Source organism: Aeromicrobium sp. CTD01-1L150 (assembly GCF_041951745.1).
In the GTDB taxonomy this organism is placed as follows: Bacteria; Actinomycetota; Actinomycetes; order Propionibacteriales; family Nocardioidaceae; genus Aeromicrobium.
On the sequence record NZ_CP169555.1, the window covers coordinates 786,901 to 803,682 of the forward strand.

Here is a 16,782-nt window from a genome sequence, read left to right on the forward strand (position 1 = left end):
TCTGCGCGGGTTGGGCTGGTCCCACACTAGTTTCCCACCCCTGGTCCAGGTCACCCGGCGTTCATCCGGTGGCCAAGGTGCATCCACGTCGCAGTGGGACGTTGTCGCCCAGCCGTTCGACGAAAGGGGTCGCGTGCCGAGAGGAGACGCTGGACCGACCGAGATGGGGCCGACCGAGGCGGGACCGGCCGACGCTACTCGTCCCCCTACCACGGCAGCCGACGTCGCCCGCGAACTGACCGACGAGGTCGCCGACCTGCCCAGCGGAACCAGGCTGCCCAGCGAGCACGCCCTGATGCGTCGCTACGGCGTCACCCGGTCGGTCGTGCGCGCCGCCGTGGACACGCTGGTGGCCCGGCACCAGGTCCGTCGCGTGCACGGCGCCGGCATGTTCGCCCACCGCCGGATCGACTACGTCGTCTCCAGCCGCCACCCACCCTCGCTGCATGCGACGGTCGCCGCGGGCGGAGGGACGGCCCGAACCTTCCTGGTCGATGTCGACGACGTGCACCCGCCGCCCTCGGTCTCGGCGCGCCTGGCCCGCGATCCCGGGGAGACCGCGACCCGACTCGTACGCATCGCGTACGTCGACGGCACGATCGCGACCTGCACGGAGGAGTGGATCGCCGGCGGTCTGCTCGGCCACGCCGACTTGGACGTGACGGCGGTGGAGTCGCTCTACGAGGTGCTCCGGATGCGTGGTCACACGCCGGTACGCGCCCGATGTCGTGCGGCGACCGAGCTGCCGCCTGCGGAGGTCGCCGAGCGGCTCGACCTCGACGGAGTCACCGCCACCTGGCAGATCGAGACGCTCACCACGGATGCGAGCACAGGTCTGCCTCTGATGTTCTCGCGCGGCTGGATGCGCCAGGACGTCATCCGCGTCGTGTTCGAGTTCGACGGGGACCACGGCAACTTGTCGCACCAGTGAGACGACTGTTCACCCAGTTGTTCACCGACCTCGGTCTCGCGGTGCGACGTTCGCCGTCTGGGACTTCGACGCTCGACGCGGACCACGTCGCCCAGCCCACCAAGGAACCCTCATGCATCGCACCTCCTCCCTGCGTCTGGCGCCCGTCGCGGGCGCTGCGGTCGCCGCCCTCCTGCTCGCCGCCTGCTCCGCCGACGGCAGCAACGACACCGCCGGCGGTGACGAGCCGGACACGCTGGTGTTCGCCAGCATCCCGAGCGAGGAGGCCAGCAACATCGCCCTCGACAACGAGCACATCATCGCGGTGCTCGAGGACGAGCTGGATGTGACGATCGAGACCCAGGAGGCGACCGACTACGCCGCCGTCATCGAGGGAATGCGTGCCGACCAGGTCGACATCGCCGCCTTCGGGCCCTTCTCCTACGTGACCGCCCACGACGGCGATGCGGGCGCGGAGCCGGTGGCCGCGCTCGTCGACGACCCGCAGGAGGAGCCCGGCTACGTCTCGTACGGCATCGTCGCCGACGACAGCGACATACAGTCGATCGAGGACTTCGCCGGACAGCAGGTCTGCTTCGTCGACCGGACGTCCACCTCCGGGTTCCTGTACCCGTCGGCCGGGCTGCTGGAGGCAGGGATCGACCCGCTGGAGGACGTGGAGCCGGTCTTCGCGGGCGGGCACGATGCCAGTGCGTTGTCGACCGCCGGTGGCGACTGCGACGCCGGTTTCGCGTACGACACGATGGTCGACGTCGAGCTGGTCGAGTCCGGCCAGCTCTCCGACGGCGACCTGCGCGTCGTGTGGGAGTCCCCCGTCATCCCCGGCAGCCCGTACGCCGTCAGCGACCGGTTGTCGCAGGACCTGCGCGACAAGATCACCGAGGTCTTCACCGACAAGCTCAACATCCCGTGGCTCGTCGAGAACGGCTACTGCGACTCTGAGGAGGACTGCACCCTCCCCGAGGACTCCGGGTACGGGTTCGTCGCGGTCGACGACGACCTGTACCAGGGGATCCGGGACGTGTGCGAGGTCACCCGGTCCGAGTCGTGCATCGAGTGAGTCCAGGAGCGAGCGCAGAACAGAAACAGGCCCAGGCACGTCAGCGAGAGGGAGAGCATCATGACCGAGGCACCAGCCCTGTACCCCGCCCCGGGAGTCGACCCGCCGATCACGTCGGAGGGGCACGAGAGCATCGAGCTGCAGCACGTGACCAAGCGTTTCGGCAAGGTCACCGCGCTCGATGACGTCTCGGTCAGCTTCGTCCCACGCAAGGTCAATGTGCTCCTCGGGCTCTCCGGGTCCGGCAAGTCGACCTTGCTGCGGCACGTCAACGGACTCCACCGGCCCACCGACGGGACCGTCACGACCCTCGGGACGCCGGTGCACTCCGCGAGCGAGCGCACACTGCGCCGGCTTCGCGGGCGAGTGGGGATGATCTTCCAGCACTTCCACCTCGTGGGCTCCATGTCCGTGCTCGAGAACGTCTGCACCGGACGCCTCGGCTCCTTGCGGGGCCCGCGCATCGGTCTGTTCAGCTATCCCCGAGCCGTTCGTGAGGACGCCATGGAGCAGCTGGTGCGGGTGGGTCTCGCGGACAAGGCGTTCCAGCGCGCCGACACCCTGTCCGGCGGCCAGCAGCAGCGGGTCGCCATCGCCCGAGCCCTCATCCAGGACCCGGCAGTGCTCCTCGCCGACGAGCCGGTCGCCTCGCTCGACCCGGTCTCCTCGGCCGGAGTGATCGAGCTGCTCACCAGCATCAGCGAGGAACGCGACCTCACCATCGTGTGCAGCCTGCACCAGGTGGAGATCGCCCTGGACTTCGCGCACCGCATCGTGGGCCTACGATCCGGCCAGGTGGTGCTGGACCGGACGGCGGCGGAGATGACGAGGGAGGACGCCTACGGCATCTACTCCGCTGTCGCCGCCCCGGTCGCGGTCGACGATCGGAGCTGGCGATCGCCACGTTGACGCCCGTCCCGGACCGGCCCAGGAACGGCGTTCCCGTTCCGCCGAGGCCCCGGCCGGCCGGGGCCGTGGTGAGTGTGTGGGTGGTGATGCTGGGGCTGCTCGCCGCCGCCGCGTGGTCGATCGTCGACCTCGGCGTCAGTCCGGCGACCATCCTGCTGGGGGTCGAGAACGCGGTGAACTTCGTGTCCCGCGTCTTCCCGCTCGACTTTCCGCCGGTCTCGGAGGTGGTGGCCCTCACCGTCGAGACCTTGGCCATCGTCACCGTGGCCACCGCGTTCGCGGTGCTCGTCAGCACGCCGATCGCCATCTTCGCAGCTGCCACGACCACCACCGGACGAATGGCCCGGGGATCGGCACGGGTGGTGATCGTGACGGCGCGGGCGATCCCCGACCTGGTGTTCGCGATCATCCTGTTCCGGGTCTTCAGCCTCGGGGCGCTGCCGGGCATCCTGGCGCTCGGGCTGCACTCGATCGGCATGATCGCCAAGATGTACGCCGACGCCATCGAGGAGGTCGACGCCGGACCGATCGAGGCGGTCACCGTGGCCGGTGGGAGCCGTTGGCAGTGGATCGTCAGCGCCGTGATCCCCCAGGTGATGCTGCAGATGATCGCCACGGCGCTGCATCGCTTCGACATCAACCTGCGCACGTCGGTGCTGCTGGGCTACGTCGGGGTCGGCGGCATCGGACTGGCGATCCGGGACGCGCTCAGCACCATGAACTACGCCCGCGGCATGGCGCTGGCCGTCATCGTCATCGGGCTGTGCATCCTCGTCGAGATGTTGTCCGGAGCGGTCCGCGCCCGGCTGCTCGGACGGCCACGGGAACGGCGTGGACTGCGAGGGCTCGCCGATCGGTTCTCCGGAGGCTGGGTCGACTCGCCCATGGCGACGCACGAGGCCCAGCGCACACGCCGCGGTGCCGTCCGGATCAGTCCTCCGTGGAACGGCGAACGCATCCGCCGCTACCTGGGCATCGCAGCGACGTTGCTGGTTCTCGCGGCTGCCACCCTGGCCAACGACGTGGACCCGGCACGGATCGGGCGGGACCTGCTGAACCTGCCCCAGACGCTCGGCCTGTTCTGGCCACCCAGCGACGACGGCCTGCTCGGGACGTTCCTGGAGGCGCTGCTCGTCACGGTCCAGATCGGGCTCGCCGCCACGCTGCTCGGTCTGCTCCTGGCGATCCCCATGGGTTCGCTGGCGGCACGCAACGTGGCCCCGAACGCGTCGGTGGCGGCCGGTTTTCGCACCCTCATCGTCGTCGTCCGCGGCATCCCCGAGCTGATCCTGGCCATCGTCTTCATCGTCATCACGGGTCTGGGTCCGGTGCCGGGCGTGCTGGCCCTGGCGATCGGCTCCGTCGGGCTGCTGGGCAAGCTGGTGGCCGACTCCCTGGAGGAGACCGATGTTCGCGTGCAGGACGCGGTGCGTGCCTCCGGTGGCTCCCGCGTGCAGGTGTACGTCGCGGCCACGGTGCGCCAGGTCCTGCCCGCGCTGGTCGCCCACGTGCTGTACCAGCTCGACGTCAACATCCGCTCCGCCACCCTGCTGGGCATCGTCGGTGCCGGCGGCATCGGCTTCTACCTGATGAATGCCGCCCGCGTGCAGCAGTTCGAGGCGGTCACGCTCCTGGTGCTGCTCATCCTCGCCGTGGTGCTCGCGCTGGAGGTCATCGCCGTGTGGACTCGTCGGGTGGTGCGGTGAGCGAGCGTCATTGCCCGACGGCTCCTCGCCGGGCCCGATGCTCCGGCGGTGCGGCGGTGGACCGTCGGCCGCTCAGGACCCGGCGCCAGGATCGAGGTGCTCGATGTCCAGGCGCACGCGCTGCGCGGCGAAGCGCGTGACGACGTGCTGCAGGGGCGTCCCGTCGAGCAGTGCGTCGAGTGCCTCGGTGACCAGGACGATCGCGCCGGGTTCGAGCATCAGCAGCGTCGACTCCGTCGCAGTGGCGTGGCGGGCGGCGACCACCGTCGACACGCGGACGTAGTCGTCGATGCCGCTGGCACGCAACGCGGCCGTGACCGAGGCGGTGCGCCGCACCGCGGCGGCGATGTCGGGCAGTCGCTCGGCGTCGAACCAGCCGGTGGCGAGCGCGAGCGGCTCCCCGTCCACGGTGCGCAGCGACTCCACACGCACGGCGAGCCCGTCCCCGATGTCCAGACGTCGCGCGACGTCGACGGGCGGGGCCTGTGTCGCGCTCTCGAGCACGCGCCCGGCTGCGGCATGGCGGTCGCCGAGGCTCGTCGTCAGTCGCGTCCGCATGCCGATCCGGTGCACGTGGACGTCACCGCCGGTGACGAACGTACCGCTGCCGCGGCGTGACTCGACCAGCCCGTCGGCGGCCAGCGCGGCGATCGCCTGCCGGGCCGTGTGCCGGTTGACGTCGAACCTCTCGGCGAGGGCCTTCTCTGTGGGCAGGCGCTCACCCACGAGCCGCCGCCCGTCGGTGATCTCCGAACGCAGCTCCTCGGCGATCAGGCGCCACGCGGAGTACCCGGTGGGGCGTGAGGACGACGGGCCGGTCATGGATCTCCTCGTCGGTTCACCGGACGTTCACACGTTCGTCGCGCGTGGGGCGCATCCGCGGCATGTTCTCTCCACATCGTGTCACTACTTTGACTGTTGTCTAGGAAGATAGACAACTTTGGAGGATCGATGAGTCAGCAGGACGACCCGCACGTGCGGGACGTGCAGGGCCGCCGGCACACCGCGCGGGTGCTCGCCGGAGCTCCGGAGCCTGAGCTGGCCGCGTTGTGGGAGGCCTGGGACGACCGCCCTGAGGTCGTGTACCTGCGTGGCCCCGAGGCGGGTCTGGTGATGGTGCAAGGGCGCGTCGGCGGCACGGGCGACCGCTTCAACCTCGGCGAGGCGACCGTGACCCGTGCGACCGTGCTCGCTCGCCACGGCGATGACGAGGCGACCGGCACCGCCTACGTCCTGGGCAGCCACCCTGAGCACGCCGCGCTCGCGGCCACCTTCGACGCCCTGCTGGGCTCCGGGCAGCGCGAGCGCGTGCTGGTCGACGTGATCGAGCCGCTCGAGCGCGCGCAGGCCGAGCGTGACGCCCGCGTCCACGCTGAGGCTCGCAGCACGGTGGTCGACTTCTTCACCGTCGCCCGCGAGAACGCCGGTCCGGACGAGGAGGACGACGCATGAGCCTGACCAAGAACCATCTGCCGGGATTCGCCGAGCCGGTGCACGACGCGCAGCGGACGTTCCGTGCCGTGCTCGAGGCCATGGCCCGTCCGACCCTGCCGCAGGTGATCGCTCCCGTGCTCGGGGGCGCACTGCGTACGCCCGCACCGCTCGGCGCGACCGCCGGCGCGGTCCTGCTCTCGCTGTGCGACGAGCAGACACCACTGTGGCTCGACCGGCCTCTGCGGGCATCGGCGGACGTGTGCGCCTGGCTACGCTTCCACACGGGCGCCCCCCTGGTCGACGAGCCGCGGGAGGCGGTGTTCGCCGTCGCGGCCTCGCCGTCGGGGGCACCACGTCTCGCCGACCTGGCGCAGGGCACCGACGAGGAGCCGCACCGGTCCGCCACCCTCGTGATCGACTCATCAGGCGCGCGAGGGACCAGCTCGTTGGTCGCGTCCGGCCCCGGCGTGCAGGGCGACCTCGTCTGGGATGGCGTCGTTCTGCCTGATGACTTCCTTGAGCAGTGGGAGGCGAACCGTGCCCTGTTCCCACGGGGCGTGGACGTCATCCTCGCCGTCGACACGACCGTCCGTGCGTTGCCGCGCACGACCATGTTGAGGGGGAACGCCTGATGTACGTCGCAGTCAAGGGTGGCGAGAAGGCCATCGCGAACGCGCATGCGCTGCTCGCCAAGCGGGGCGCGGGGCAGACGGACAGGATCGAGTGGCGCCAGGTGCGTGAGCAGCTCGGTGTGCTCACCTCACGCGTCATGGCGGAGGGCTCGCTGTACGACCCGGATCTCGCCGCCCAGGCGCTGCTGCAGGCGCAGGGCGACGTGCTCGAGGCGGTCACACTGCTGCGCTCCTACCGCACGACGCTGCCGCGCTTCGGCACGACCGCCGCGATCGACACTGCGGGGCTGCCCGCCGAACGCCGCATCTCGGCGACGTTCAAGGACCTGCCCGGCGGCCAACAGCTCGGCGCGACGTTCGACTACACGCATCGTCTGCTCGTCGGCGAGCTCTCCACACCGGAGCTGCCCGTCGACGACGTCGCCGAGGAGGCACCGATGCCACGCATCACCGACCTGCTCGGCGTCGATGCGTTGATCGAGCCCGAGATCGAGGACGACTGGACGGATCCGGACCCCGCCGACCTCACACGTGAGCCCACCGTGTTCCCGATGAGCCGCCCCGAGCGTCTGCAGGCGCTCGCTCGCGGCGACGAGGGCTTCCTCCTCTCGCTCGGCTACTCGACCCAGCGCGGCTACGGCCGCACCCACCCGTTCGCGGGAGAGGTTCGCGTCGGCGAGGTCGAGGTCGAGCTCGACGTCCCCGAGCTCGGCTTCGCGGTGCCGATCGGTCGCCTCGAGGTCACGGAGTGCCAGATGGTGAACCAGTTCGTGGGCACGGCCGATCGAGCACCACAGTTCACCCGCGGATACGGCCTGGTGTTCGGCCGCGCCGAGCGCAAGGCGATGTCGATGTCCCTGGTCGACCGAGCGTTGCGCGCGGACGAGTTCGCCGAGCGCCGCGTGTCGCCCGCGCAGGACGAGGAGTTCGTCGTGAGCCACGCCGACAACGTGCAGGCGACCGGGTTCGTCGAGCACCTGAAGCTGCCGCACTACGTCGACTTCCAGGGCGAGCTGGGCCTGATCCGCCAGCTCCACCGTGAGTTCCGTGAGCGGGCCGGTGCGGTACCGACGCGAGAGGAGAACGCAGATGTCTGATCCCCGCATCGTCTACAACGAGGGCTACCTGGACGAGCAGACCAAGCGCGTCGTCCGCCGGGCGCTGCTCAAGGGGGTCGCGGTCCCCGGGTTCCAGGTGCCGTTCGCCTCGCGCGAGGTTCCGATGCCGCGCGGCTGGGGCACCGGTGGCGTGCAGGTGACCGCGGCCGTGATCGGCGCGGCCGACACGCTCAAGGTCATCGACCAAGGGGCTGACGACACGACCAACGCGGTCTCCATCCGGCAGTTCTTCGAGAAGGTCGCCGGCGCGAGCAGCACGACGCGCACGGATGCAGCCACCGTCATCCAGACACGGCACCGGATCCCCGAGACGCCGCTCGTGGACGGGCAGATCCTGGTGTACCAGGTGCCGATCCCCGAGCCTCTGCGCTTCCTCGAGCCGCGCGAGACCGAGACGCGGCGCCTGCACGCTCTGCAGGAGTACGGCCTGATGTACGTCAAGCTCTACGAGGACATCGCCCGCTACGGCCACTTCGCGACCACGTACGACTACCCGGTGCTCGTGAACGACCGCTACGTCATGTCGCCGTCGCCGATCCCCAGCTTCGACAACCCCAAGATGCACCAGAGCCCGGCGTTGCAGCTGTTCGGCGCTGGGCGCGAGAAGCGGATCTATGCGATCCCGCCCTACACGGACGTGGAGAGCCTCGGCTTCGACGACTTCGGTTTCGAGCCGCAGACGTTCACGACGCCGTGCGAGATCTGCGGGTCCGAGGGTGTGTACCTCGACGAGGTCGTCATGGACGACCAGGGCGGCGTGATGTACGTCTGCTCCGACACCGACCACTGCGAGCGGACCGCCGCGACGACGGCTCAGGCCCAGGAGGTGCCAGCATGAGTGAGCTGGACAAGAGTCCGTTGCTGAGCGTCACCAGGGCCGGGCACCGGTACGGCGACATGTACGGCTGCCGCGACGTCACCTTCGACCTGTGGCCCGGTGAGGTGCTCGCGGTGGTGGGCGAGTCGGGGTCCGGCAAGACCACCTTGCTGGGGGTGCTGTCGAAGCGACTCTCGCTCGATGAGGGCTCTGTCCGGTACCGGACCACTGACGCCCTGGTCGACCTGTCGACGCTGAGCGAGCGTGAGGTGCGTCGGCTGTGGCGCACCGACTGGGGGTTCGTGCACCAGGACGCTGCCGACGGCCTGCGGATGCACGTGAGCGCGGGCGGCAACATCGGCGAGCCCCTCATGGCCAACGGTGCGCGTCACTACGGCGCGATCCGTGCGGAGGCCGAGGAGTGGCTCGCCCGGGTGGAGATTCCCGCCGACCGGACCGACGACCCGCCGTCGACGTTCTCCGGCGGGATGCGTCAGCGACTGCAGATCGCCCGCAACCTCGTGTTCGGGCCGCGTCTGGTGTTCATGGACGAGCCCACCAGCGGCCTCGACGTGTCGGTCCAGGCGCGCCTGCTCGACCTGATCCGCTCGCTCGTCGCCGATCTCGGGCTGGCCGTCGTGGTCGTCACGCACGACCTCGCAGTCGCGCGTCTGATCTCGCACCGCACCCTCGTGATGAAGGACGGCGCGGTGATCGAGTCGGGCCTCACCGATCGCGTGCTCGACGATCCGCAGGCCGCCTACACCCAGCTGCTCGTCTCCTCGATCCTCCAAGGCTGAACCATGTCGCTTGAAATGCCGCCCGGAACCGTCCTGAGCGTGGACGGCGTCGACAAGACCTTCACACTGCACCTGCAGGGCGCGCAGCGTCTGCCCGTGCTGCGCGGGCTCACGTTCGACGTCTCACGCGGCGCGTGCGTGGTGCTCGGTGGAGAGTCGGGCTCGGGCAAGAGCACCGTGATGAAGATGGTGTACGGCAGCTATGGCGCCGACGCCGGTCGCATCCTCCTCTCGCACACCGACAGGGTGCTCGACCTCGCGGCCGCCGAGCCGCGCGAGGTTCTCTCGGCCCGGGCCGAGACCATGGGCTACGTCAGCCAGTTCCTGCGGGCGGTGCCTCGCGTGCCGGCGCTCGACGTGGTGGCTGAGCCGCTCGTGGAGCGTGGGGTCGACAGGGAGAGCGCCCGCGCACGTGGGGCCGAGCTGCTCGAGCGGCTCAGCATCCCCGAGCGGCTGTGGACGCTGCCGCCCGCGACCTTCTCCGGCGGTGAGCAGCAGCGCGTCAACATCGCGCGCGGCTTCGTGGTCGAGCGGCCCCTGCTGCTGCTCGATGAGCCGACCGCCTCGCTCGACCCCCGCAACCGCGAGGTCGTGATCGACCTGATCCGCGAGCGTCTGGCCCGTGGCGTGGGCATGCTGGCGATCTTCCACGACACCGACGTGCGTGAGGCCGTGGGCAGCGCGGTGGTCGACGTCCGCGCGTTCACGCCGCAGGCGGCCGGGGCCGGCGTATGACCCGCTACGCCGTGTACGCGCTGCCCGGCGCCCTGGGTCCGGACGACGCAGCCGAGGCCGTGCGGCTGCGTGACGCGGCGCAGGCTTGGTACGCCCGGGAGGAGTTCTGTGACCTCACGGTCGACGCGCGCCGCTACGGCTTCCATGCGACGTTGAAGGCGCCGTTCCGTCTCGCCGAGGATCGTACCGAGGCGGAGCTGCGCACGGCGGCGGACGTGTTCGCTGCCGACCGGGCCGCGCTCGTCGTGCCCGCCCTGGAGCCGCGCCCGTTCGGTCCGCTCCGGGCTCTGGTGCCGCAGCGGGAGGAGCCTGCGATCGACGCGCTGGCCGCGGCAGCCGTGCGTGAGTTCGAGAGGTTCCGTGCACCTCCGGGTGAGGCGGAGCCAGGCCGTCGGCGGGCCGGACAGATGACGCCGCGCGAGCGCGAGCTGTTCCGGCGGTGGGGCAGCCCCCACGTGCTTGATGAGTTCCGGTTCCACCTGACGCTCACCGACCCCGTCCCTGAGGAGCGGGCCGCCGAGGTCGATGCCGCGCTCGCGGTGCATTTCGCGCAGACCGCCGGGGTCGACGTCGCGTTGCGCGCGATCGCACTGTTCGTCGAGCCCGAGCCGGGTGCGCCGTTCGAGATCCTCTCCGTCCATCCCTTCTCCGACCCTGTTCCCCTGGCCACCCCCGTCCCTCAGGAGACTGCCTGATGTCATGTGTCCTCAGCCCGACCCGCATCGCCCGTGAGCACGACGTGCGGCGCGCAGCGCCTGTGTCCACTCTCCATGCCGGCCCCGCGCCTCTGGGGGTGAGCCTCGCATGACGGTGTCAGTGGAGAACCCCTGGCGGATGGGCCCTGTCACGGACGACTATGCGATCCGTGGCGTCCGGGCGGTGCTGCCGGACCGGATCGTGGAGAGCGCCACCGTGGTGGTCCGGTCGGGGCGGATCGACGGTGTCAGCACCGCAGGCGCCGACACCTCCGCCGACCTCGATGGCGCCAACCTGATGCTGGTACCGGGCTTCATCGACGTGCACAGCGACGCACTGGAGAGCGAGCGGATGCCACGGCCGGGAGCGGAGGTGCCGGTGGAGTTCGCGCTGGCGTCGTTCGAGGGCCGGATTGCCGGAGCCGGCACGACGACGATGTTCCACGGCGCCGGGTTCCAGCACAAGACGTACCGCGGCATCGAGCGGGACCCCTCGAGGGCGGCCGCGCTGTGCCGCGCGATCGACGCGACGGCGTCGTACCGGGTCGACCACCGCGTGCTGCACCGGCTCGACGTGCTGTCCGCGCCGGGCGCAGGGCACCTGCGGGAGCGTCTCGATGCGTTGCCGGCCCAGACCTCCGGCCTGCTGGTCTCGCACGAGGATCACACACCCGGCCAGGGCCAGTACGCCGACCCGTCGTTCATGCATCGGCACCTCGTCGACGGTGACGGTCTGAGCCCGCAGGAGGCCGACACCCACATCCAGCGGCTGGTGCGTGAGCGCGAGGAGAAGATGCCCGTCCGAGAGGCCAACCTCGACTGGCTCGCCGAGCTGGCGGGGCGTGGTCGCATCCGGCTCATGGGCCACGACCCGGACACGCCGGACGAGATCGGCGCGCTGCGCGCACGTGGCGGCCAGGTGGCGGAGTTTCCTACCACGCTGGCGGCCGCGCGGGCGGCACGGGACACGGGGCTCACGACGGTGGCCGGCGCTCCCAACGTGCTGCGCGGTGGCTCGCACTCGGGCAACGTCTCAGCGCGTGAGCTGGTGGCCGCCGGGCTGGTCGACGCACTCGCGTCGGACTACCTGCCGACTGCACTGCTGGCCGCCGTGACACTGCTCGCCCGGGAGGACGACGTGTCGCTGCCGGAGGCCGTCTCGCTCATCACGGCGGGCCCGGCCCAGGTGGCCGGTCTGGACGACCGGGGTGCGATCGCGCCGGGGCTGCGTGCGGACTTTGCGCTCGTGGACGACCGGATCGGGCCATGGCCGCGGGTCGTGACGACACTGCGTGCGGCATGAGGGGGCGGGTTCCGTACCGGGCCGCCGTGCCGCGCCTGCCCGGTGAGGTTGACGTCGTGCTGGCGGACACCTGCCGAGCCGCGGTCAGCGGTGTGGACCGGGCGTGGGCACAGCTGGACCGCTCGGAGCTGGTCTCCTCCCGGCGCGACGGCGCGGACGGCACACCCACCTTCCGTGTCGACGAGGTCGTCGAGGACGCGATCGTCGACGCCGCGCAGCAGCACGGGGTCAACATCCTCAGCGAGGAGCTCGGGTTCCGCGACGCCGGCAGCGCGGTCACGCTGGTGGTGGACCCGCTGGACGGCTCGGCGAACGCGGCGGCCGGGGTGCCGCTCTCCTGCTTCTCGGCGGCCCTGGTGGTCGACGGCGAACCCGTCGAGGCCCTGAGCTGCTGGCTGGAGCAGGGCCACACCCTCTGGGCGCGGGCCGGGGAGCCGGTCGGGTTCCGGACCTCCGGCACCACCCGGCTGGACGGCGCGGCCGTCGACCTGCTGCGTCCCAAGCGGCATGCCGGTGGCGACTCCACCGATGCTTGGCTGCGGGTGGCCGGGCGTGCCGGTCGCATCCGGGTGCTGTCCACGACCTGTCTGGAGGCAATGCTGGTTGCTGAGGGGGCCATCGACGCGTTCGCCGACCCGGGCTCGGACACCCATCGCATCGTGGACCTGGCCGCGGCCATGCTGTTGGTGCCCGCAGCCGGGGGAGCGGTCGTCGACGCCTACGGCCGCCCCGTCGAGATCGATCTCGACCTCACGCGCCGGTGGTCCGGGATCGTCGCCGCGAGCCCCGCGCTCGCCGAGCAGCTCGCCGACGTCGTGGCGCAGGCTCCCCTGGCCGGAGGTGGCCTGCCGGCGGACGGGTGAGCGCACCCGTGAGGTTCGTGGCCGGTGAGCCGGCTCTTCGGCCGAACCGATGGCGGTGCCGCGATGGGAGACGATAGGTTGCTGGCGCGGCGGGCTCGAACCGGACCCGCTGACCCGTGAGCGCGAGATGAGACCAAAGGGAACGCATGACCGAGTATCCGAGCCAGCCCGCCTACAACGCGCCGAGCCAGCCGCCGCCCAACCACCTGGCCTGGGCCATCCTGTCCACGATCTTCTGCTGCCTGCCGCTGGGGATCGTCTCCATCGTGTTCGCGGCGCAGGTCAACGACAAGTGGCATGCCGGCGACGTCGCGGGCGCCCAGGAGGCGTCCGGCAAGGCCCGCCAGTTCGCGCTGTGGGGGACGATCATCGGTGCGGTGCTGATCGTCGCCGTGATCGCCATCTACGTGGTGGTCATCGCCATCGCGATCTCGACCGGAAGCTCGACCTCGACGTCGTACTCCTACTGAGCATGTCTGATCACGTCGTGGCGTCGTCGGCCCTTGCGGGTCGGCGAGGTCGGGGCGTGCTCTCCTTCGTCGCGGTGACGGTCGCAGGAGTCGCGGGCGCAGGACTCCTGGCGGTCGTCGACCCGAACGAGGGCGGCCACTACCCGACGTGCCCGTTCTTGGCGATCACCGGACTGTTCTGTCCGGGGTGCGGCACACTACGGACCGTCCATGCGTTGACGCAGGGTGACGTGCTCACGGCGTTGGACCGCAACCCGCTCGCGGTGGCCTTGGCGCCGTTGCTGCTGGTGGTCTGGGTCATGTGGGGTCTGCGTCTGGCCGGGTGGTCGACGTGGAACACCACCCGTGTGCCGGCCCGATGGATCTGGGGGCTGTTGGTCGTCGTCCTCGGCTACTGGGTGTTGCGCAATGTTCCGGGATGGACGTGGCTCTCGCCCTTGTGAGGAGCGGGAGCCACGTCATCTCGGGGTCTGCCTGCCGTGGTCAGGCGGCGAGCAGGGCGTCCACCTGGTTGATCGCCTGTGTCAGGCCTTCCTCCATGCCCATGTCGAGCACCTGCTGCAGGGCCTCCGAGGTGGCGTAGACGGCCGTGTAGGTGGCGATGGTGCCCGGGCCGCCGGCCTCGAGCTGGTACACGTTCTCCGAGACCGGCATGGAGTCGACCGGGTTGAGGTCGGCGTCGGCGAAGCCGTCACGGAAGTCGAAGCTGTGCGGCTCGTCGACGGCGGTGACCTCCCACCAGCCGCCGAACTTCTCTCCCTCCGGGCTGGTCATGTAGTACTTCGTGGTGGCGCCCACGGCCAGCTCGTGCTGCACGAACGTCGCTGGATGGCTGGGCGGCCCCCAGACCTTCTCCAGCTGGCGGGGGTCGGCGTAGAGCTCCCAGACCCGCTCGGGGCTGGCGGCGAACTCGGCCGTGACGGTGAGGGTGCGGTTCTCGATGTCCTTGTGGACGTTGGTGACTGGCATGTCAGCTCTCCTGTGATGTGGGGTCCTGCTGGGTCGATTCCGGGGCGGCGAGCAGATCGTCGATCCGCCCGATGCGGCCGCGCCACACGTCCTCGATCTCTTGGAGCATCGAGGCCACGGAGCGCACCGCCTCGACGTCGCCGGAGGCGAGTGCCTCACGTCCGACGCGTCGCTTGGTGATGAGGCCGGCCTTCTCCAGGACGGCCACGTGCTTCTGCACCGCCGCGAAGCTCATGTCGTAGCTCGCGGCGAGCGTCGACACCGAGTGCTCACCGGCCAGGACGCGGCGCAGGACGTCGCGCCGGGTCCGGTCGGAGAGGGCGTGGAACAGGGCGTCGGCCCGGTCCTCGTCAGTCTCTCGGTGTGCTTCCATGGCCACAACATACAACTAAACGGTTGTATGTTGTCAAGACCCCCATCTGGTTTCGTTCCAGGAGAAGGGCTGGGGTAGGGTGATGCGTCGTTGCCCGGCATGGGTGACGAACCCCGGCGGGTTGCCCGAGCGGCCAAAGGGAGCTGACTGTAAATCAGCCGGCATTGCCTTCAGAGGTTCGAATCCTCTACCCGCCACAGCACGATCAGAAGGGCCTCTGACCTGCGGAAACGCGGGCCAGAGGCCCTCTTCGTAAACCGGGCAGGGGTATTTGAACTAGCGGATTTCAGACATCTTGAAGCGCGGATCGCTCAAGCCTGTGACCTGCGGAAACGTCGAATCCCGCGACGTCAAGCGATTCTCTGTGGGCTATATGTGGGCAAGTTCGCTCGTGAGTTCGTCGGGAGGGGGTCGCGCGTGACGCTGACCGGCGAGTCCGTGAGAGAGGGGTATCCAATGGCGGCTGACGGGGACAAAGTCGCCGTCTCGCAAGTGTCGTTCGTAGTGCACGTTGATGCTTGCAGATGCTCGCGCAGCCTTGACGATCGTCACGGGAATTGTGACCTTCTGCGATGTGCCGCGGAACTGAGATGGGTGAAGAATGTATCTGATCAGATACTCTGGGTTCATGGATGCCGAACTCCTCTTGGTGAAGGCGCGACGGGCCGCGGGGATGTCGCAAGCCGCGTTGGCGCGCCGTGTCGGCACGTCGCGTCCGACCTTGTCCGCCTACGAGCACGGCCGGAAGTCACCGACCTTGGCGACAGCGGCGCGGATTCTCCGCGGTGCCGGGTTCGAGCTGTCGTTGGAGCCCGCTGTCGAGTTTGTCGAGTACGAGGGCGAACGAGGTCGCCCGATCGCGGTTCCGGTCAGGCTTCCGCGCCTCACCGTGGATGATGCGCTCAGTGTGGTGGAGCTGCCGCTGCACGTGAACTGGTCCGACCGGGGGCGACGGTTCGATCTCGGTGACCGGCGCGAGCGCGCCCGCGTGTACGAGATGGTGCTGCGCGAGGGGGGACCAACCGATGTGCTGACCTACATCGACGGCGCCCTGTTGGTCGATCTGTGGGACGAACTGGTGCTGCCAGCCGGTGTGAAGGCTGTATGGGAACCCGTAGTGGCCGGTGCCAGGCAGGCGCGGGCGGCATGACGGCATCCGCTCTGACCGATTTCCAGATCGAGGTCGCGCACCTCTTCTTCGGTCTCGACGCCTCGGACGGGTATGTCGTGGCTGGCGGCGCGGCCTTGATCGCATCGGACCTGATCGACAGGCCCACGCAAGATCTGGACCTCTTCGCCTCCGCTCCCGTCGACTCGGTGATCATGGCCAGGGACTCCTTCCTCGCCGCTGTCAACGATCGCGGATGGAGGACTGAGCTCATCCACGACGCACCCGCCTTCTGCCGGCTCGTGGTTACCGGTGACGGCGACGAAGTTCTCGTCGACCTCGGTTTGGACTCACCACCAGCGGCAGCACCCACGGTCACCGTCCTCGGCCCGACCGTCGCGCCTCTGGAGCTCGCAGGCCGTAAACTTCTCGCACTGTTTGGCCGTGCCGAGATCCGCGACTTCTCCGACGTTTTCCAACTGGCACAGCGATTCGGCAAAGATGCGCTGATCGCTGAAGCGACCACAGCTGACCCGGGCTTCGATCCGAAGGTCCTCGCGCAGATGATGACCACCCTCGATCGATTCACCGACACCGAGTTCCCCTCCGCCGACGAAGACATCCCGCGCATCCGCGCCTTCTTCGCCCACTGGTCCGATGAACTCAGGTGACTTCTCGGAACCCCGTTCTGCCTCCGCCGACCCCACGGATGGCACCAGGATGGCCGGGCACTACCTGACCAGTGGGATGCACCGAGCGTCTCTCGGACGCTGATGAAGGCTGTGTCCGCCAAGGCCAGCGTCGAGACCGAGGATTGAAACTCCCGGCTGAGTAGACGCGTGTCAATCCGTCCAGAATG

20 protein-coding genes and 1 tRNA gene are annotated in these 16,782 nt (G+C 69.7%); 18 read left to right on the top strand and 3 right to left on the bottom strand.

Annotated elements, in window-relative coordinates:
• Positions 1 to 133: 133 nt before the first annotated feature.
• The 4 genes from ACEVFP_RS03825 to phnE all read left to right on the top strand — a co-directional run bounded on the left by ACEVFP_RS03825 (position 134) and on the right by phnE (position 4,606).
• Positions 134 to 931 (top strand): GntR family transcriptional regulator, encoded by a 798-nt coding sequence (locus tag ACEVFP_RS03825; protein WP_375002089.1) that lies wholly within the window; start codon positions 134 to 136, stop codon positions 929 to 931.
• Positions 932 to 1,043: 112 nt separating this feature from the next.
• Positions 1,044 to 1,991 carry a phosphate/phosphite/phosphonate ABC transporter substrate-binding protein gene (locus ACEVFP_RS03830; protein ID WP_375002091.1) on the top strand — a complete coding sequence of 316 codons (948 nt, stop codon included), beginning with the start codon at positions 1,044 to 1,046 and terminating at the stop codon, positions 1,989 to 1,991.
• A 60-nt stretch (positions 1,992 to 2,051) separates the two neighbouring features.
• The gene (gene phnC, locus ACEVFP_RS03835; protein WP_375002092.1) at positions 2,052 to 2,900 is read left to right on the top strand and encodes a phosphonate ABC transporter ATP-binding protein; all 849 of its coding nucleotides are present in this window, start codon (positions 2,052 to 2,054) and stop codon (positions 2,898 to 2,900) included.
• Between the two features lie 68 nt (positions 2,901 to 2,968).
• Positions 2,969 to 4,606 carry a phosphonate ABC transporter, permease protein PhnE gene (gene phnE, locus ACEVFP_RS03840; RefSeq protein WP_375002093.1) on the top strand — a complete coding sequence of 546 codons (1,638 nt, stop codon included), beginning with the start codon at positions 2,969 to 2,971 and terminating at the stop codon, positions 4,604 to 4,606.
• Positions 4,607 to 4,678: 72 nt separating this feature from the next.
• Here phnE and phnF read toward each other — a convergent pair whose 3' ends face one another.
• Positions 4,679 to 5,428: a phosphonate metabolism transcriptional regulator PhnF gene (gene phnF, locus ACEVFP_RS03845; RefSeq protein ID WP_375002095.1), complete on the bottom strand. Its 750-nt coding sequence runs from the start codon at positions 5,426 to 5,428 to the stop codon at positions 4,679 to 4,681.
• A 129-nt stretch (positions 5,429 to 5,557) separates the two neighbouring features.
• Between phnF and phnG the strand changes: the two genes are divergently transcribed.
• From phnG to ACEVFP_RS03900, 11 genes are all read left to right on the top strand, one after another.
• Positions 5,558 to 6,058, top strand: coding sequence for a phosphonate C-P lyase system protein PhnG (phnG, locus tag ACEVFP_RS03850; RefSeq protein ID WP_375002096.1), 501 nt, complete (start codon positions 5,558 to 5,560; stop codon positions 6,056 to 6,058).
• On the top strand, positions 6,055 to 6,672 hold the full coding sequence (gene phnH / locus ACEVFP_RS03855; protein WP_375002097.1) for a phosphonate C-P lyase system protein PhnH: 618 nt from the start codon (positions 6,055 to 6,057) through the stop codon (positions 6,670 to 6,672). Before phnG ends, phnH begins: the two co-directional genes overlap by 4 nt.
• On the top strand, positions 6,672 to 7,769 hold the full coding sequence (locus ACEVFP_RS03860; RefSeq protein WP_375002098.1) for a carbon-phosphorus lyase complex subunit PhnI: 1,098 nt from the start codon (positions 6,672 to 6,674) through the stop codon (positions 7,767 to 7,769). Before phnH ends, ACEVFP_RS03860 begins: the two co-directional genes overlap by 1 nt.
• Positions 7,762 to 8,628: an alpha-D-ribose 1-methylphosphonate 5-phosphate C-P-lyase PhnJ gene (locus tag ACEVFP_RS03865; protein WP_375002100.1), complete on the top strand. Its 867-nt coding sequence runs from the start codon at positions 7,762 to 7,764 to the stop codon at positions 8,626 to 8,628. The genes ACEVFP_RS03860 and ACEVFP_RS03865 overlap by 8 nt, the downstream gene beginning before the upstream one ends.
• Complete coding sequence (gene phnK / locus ACEVFP_RS03870; RefSeq protein WP_375002101.1) at positions 8,625 to 9,407, top strand: phosphonate C-P lyase system protein PhnK; 783 nt, start codon at positions 8,625 to 8,627, stop codon at positions 9,405 to 9,407. Before ACEVFP_RS03865 ends, phnK begins: the two co-directional genes overlap by 4 nt.
• A 3-nt stretch (positions 9,408 to 9,410) precedes the next feature.
• Positions 9,411 to 10,142, top strand: a complete 732-nt coding sequence (phnL, locus tag ACEVFP_RS03875; protein WP_375002102.1) for a phosphonate C-P lyase system protein PhnL — start codon at positions 9,411 to 9,413, stop codon at positions 10,140 to 10,142.
• On the top strand, positions 10,139 to 10,837 hold the full coding sequence (locus ACEVFP_RS03880) for a DUF1045 domain-containing protein (protein WP_375002104.1): 699 nt from the start codon (positions 10,139 to 10,141) through the stop codon (positions 10,835 to 10,837). The genes phnL and ACEVFP_RS03880 overlap by 4 nt, the downstream gene beginning before the upstream one ends.
• Positions 10,838 to 10,946: 109 nt before the next feature.
• Positions 10,947 to 12,140 carry an alpha-D-ribose 1-methylphosphonate 5-triphosphate diphosphatase gene (locus tag ACEVFP_RS03885; protein WP_375002106.1) on the top strand — a complete coding sequence of 398 codons (1,194 nt, stop codon included), beginning with the start codon at positions 10,947 to 10,949 and terminating at the stop codon, positions 12,138 to 12,140.
• Entirely contained in the window at positions 12,137 to 13,003 is an 867-nt protein-coding gene (locus tag ACEVFP_RS03890) for an inositol monophosphatase family protein (protein ID WP_375002108.1), read from the top strand. The genes ACEVFP_RS03885 and ACEVFP_RS03890 overlap by 4 nt, the downstream gene beginning before the upstream one ends.
• Positions 13,004 to 13,149: 146 nt before the next feature.
• Complete coding sequence (locus tag ACEVFP_RS03895) at positions 13,150 to 13,473, top strand: CD225/dispanin family protein (protein WP_375002111.1); 324 nt, start codon at positions 13,150 to 13,152, stop codon at positions 13,471 to 13,473.
• Between the two features lie 2 nt (positions 13,474 to 13,475).
• On the top strand, positions 13,476 to 13,916 hold the full coding sequence (locus ACEVFP_RS03900; protein ID WP_375002112.1) for a DUF2752 domain-containing protein: 441 nt from the start codon (positions 13,476 to 13,478) through the stop codon (positions 13,914 to 13,916).
• 40 nt (positions 13,917 to 13,956) lie between these two features.
• Here ACEVFP_RS03900 and ACEVFP_RS03905 read toward each other — a convergent pair whose 3' ends face one another.
• Together ACEVFP_RS03905 and ACEVFP_RS03910 are read right to left on the bottom strand one after the other, a co-directional pair.
• Positions 13,957 to 14,442, bottom strand: a complete 486-nt coding sequence (locus ACEVFP_RS03905) for an SRPBCC domain-containing protein (RefSeq protein WP_375002113.1) — start codon at positions 14,440 to 14,442, stop codon at positions 13,957 to 13,959.
• A gap of 1 nt (position 14,443) precedes the next feature.
• Positions 14,444 to 14,815: an ArsR/SmtB family transcription factor gene (locus tag ACEVFP_RS03910; protein ID WP_375002115.1), complete on the bottom strand. Its 372-nt coding sequence runs from the start codon at positions 14,813 to 14,815 to the stop codon at positions 14,444 to 14,446.
• A 115-nt stretch (positions 14,816 to 14,930) separates the two neighbouring features.
• On the opposite strand from ACEVFP_RS03910, the gene ACEVFP_RS03915 reads away from it, so the two are divergent.
• The 3 genes from ACEVFP_RS03915 (at position 14,931) to ACEVFP_RS03925 (ending at position 16,594) form a co-directional block, all read left to right on the top strand.
• Positions 14,931 to 15,012: transfer RNA gene (locus ACEVFP_RS03915), tRNA-Tyr, on the top strand.
• 431 nt (positions 15,013 to 15,443) lie between these two features.
• On the top strand, positions 15,444 to 15,965 hold the full coding sequence (locus tag ACEVFP_RS03920; protein ID WP_375002117.1) for a helix-turn-helix transcriptional regulator: 522 nt from the start codon (positions 15,444 to 15,446) through the stop codon (positions 15,963 to 15,965).
• On the top strand, positions 15,881 to 16,594 hold the full coding sequence (locus tag ACEVFP_RS03925) for a nucleotidyl transferase AbiEii/AbiGii toxin family protein (protein ID WP_375002119.1): 714 nt from the start codon (positions 15,881 to 15,883) through the stop codon (positions 16,592 to 16,594). The genes ACEVFP_RS03920 and ACEVFP_RS03925 overlap by 85 nt, the downstream gene beginning before the upstream one ends.
• Positions 16,595 to 16,782 lie beyond the last annotated feature (188 nt).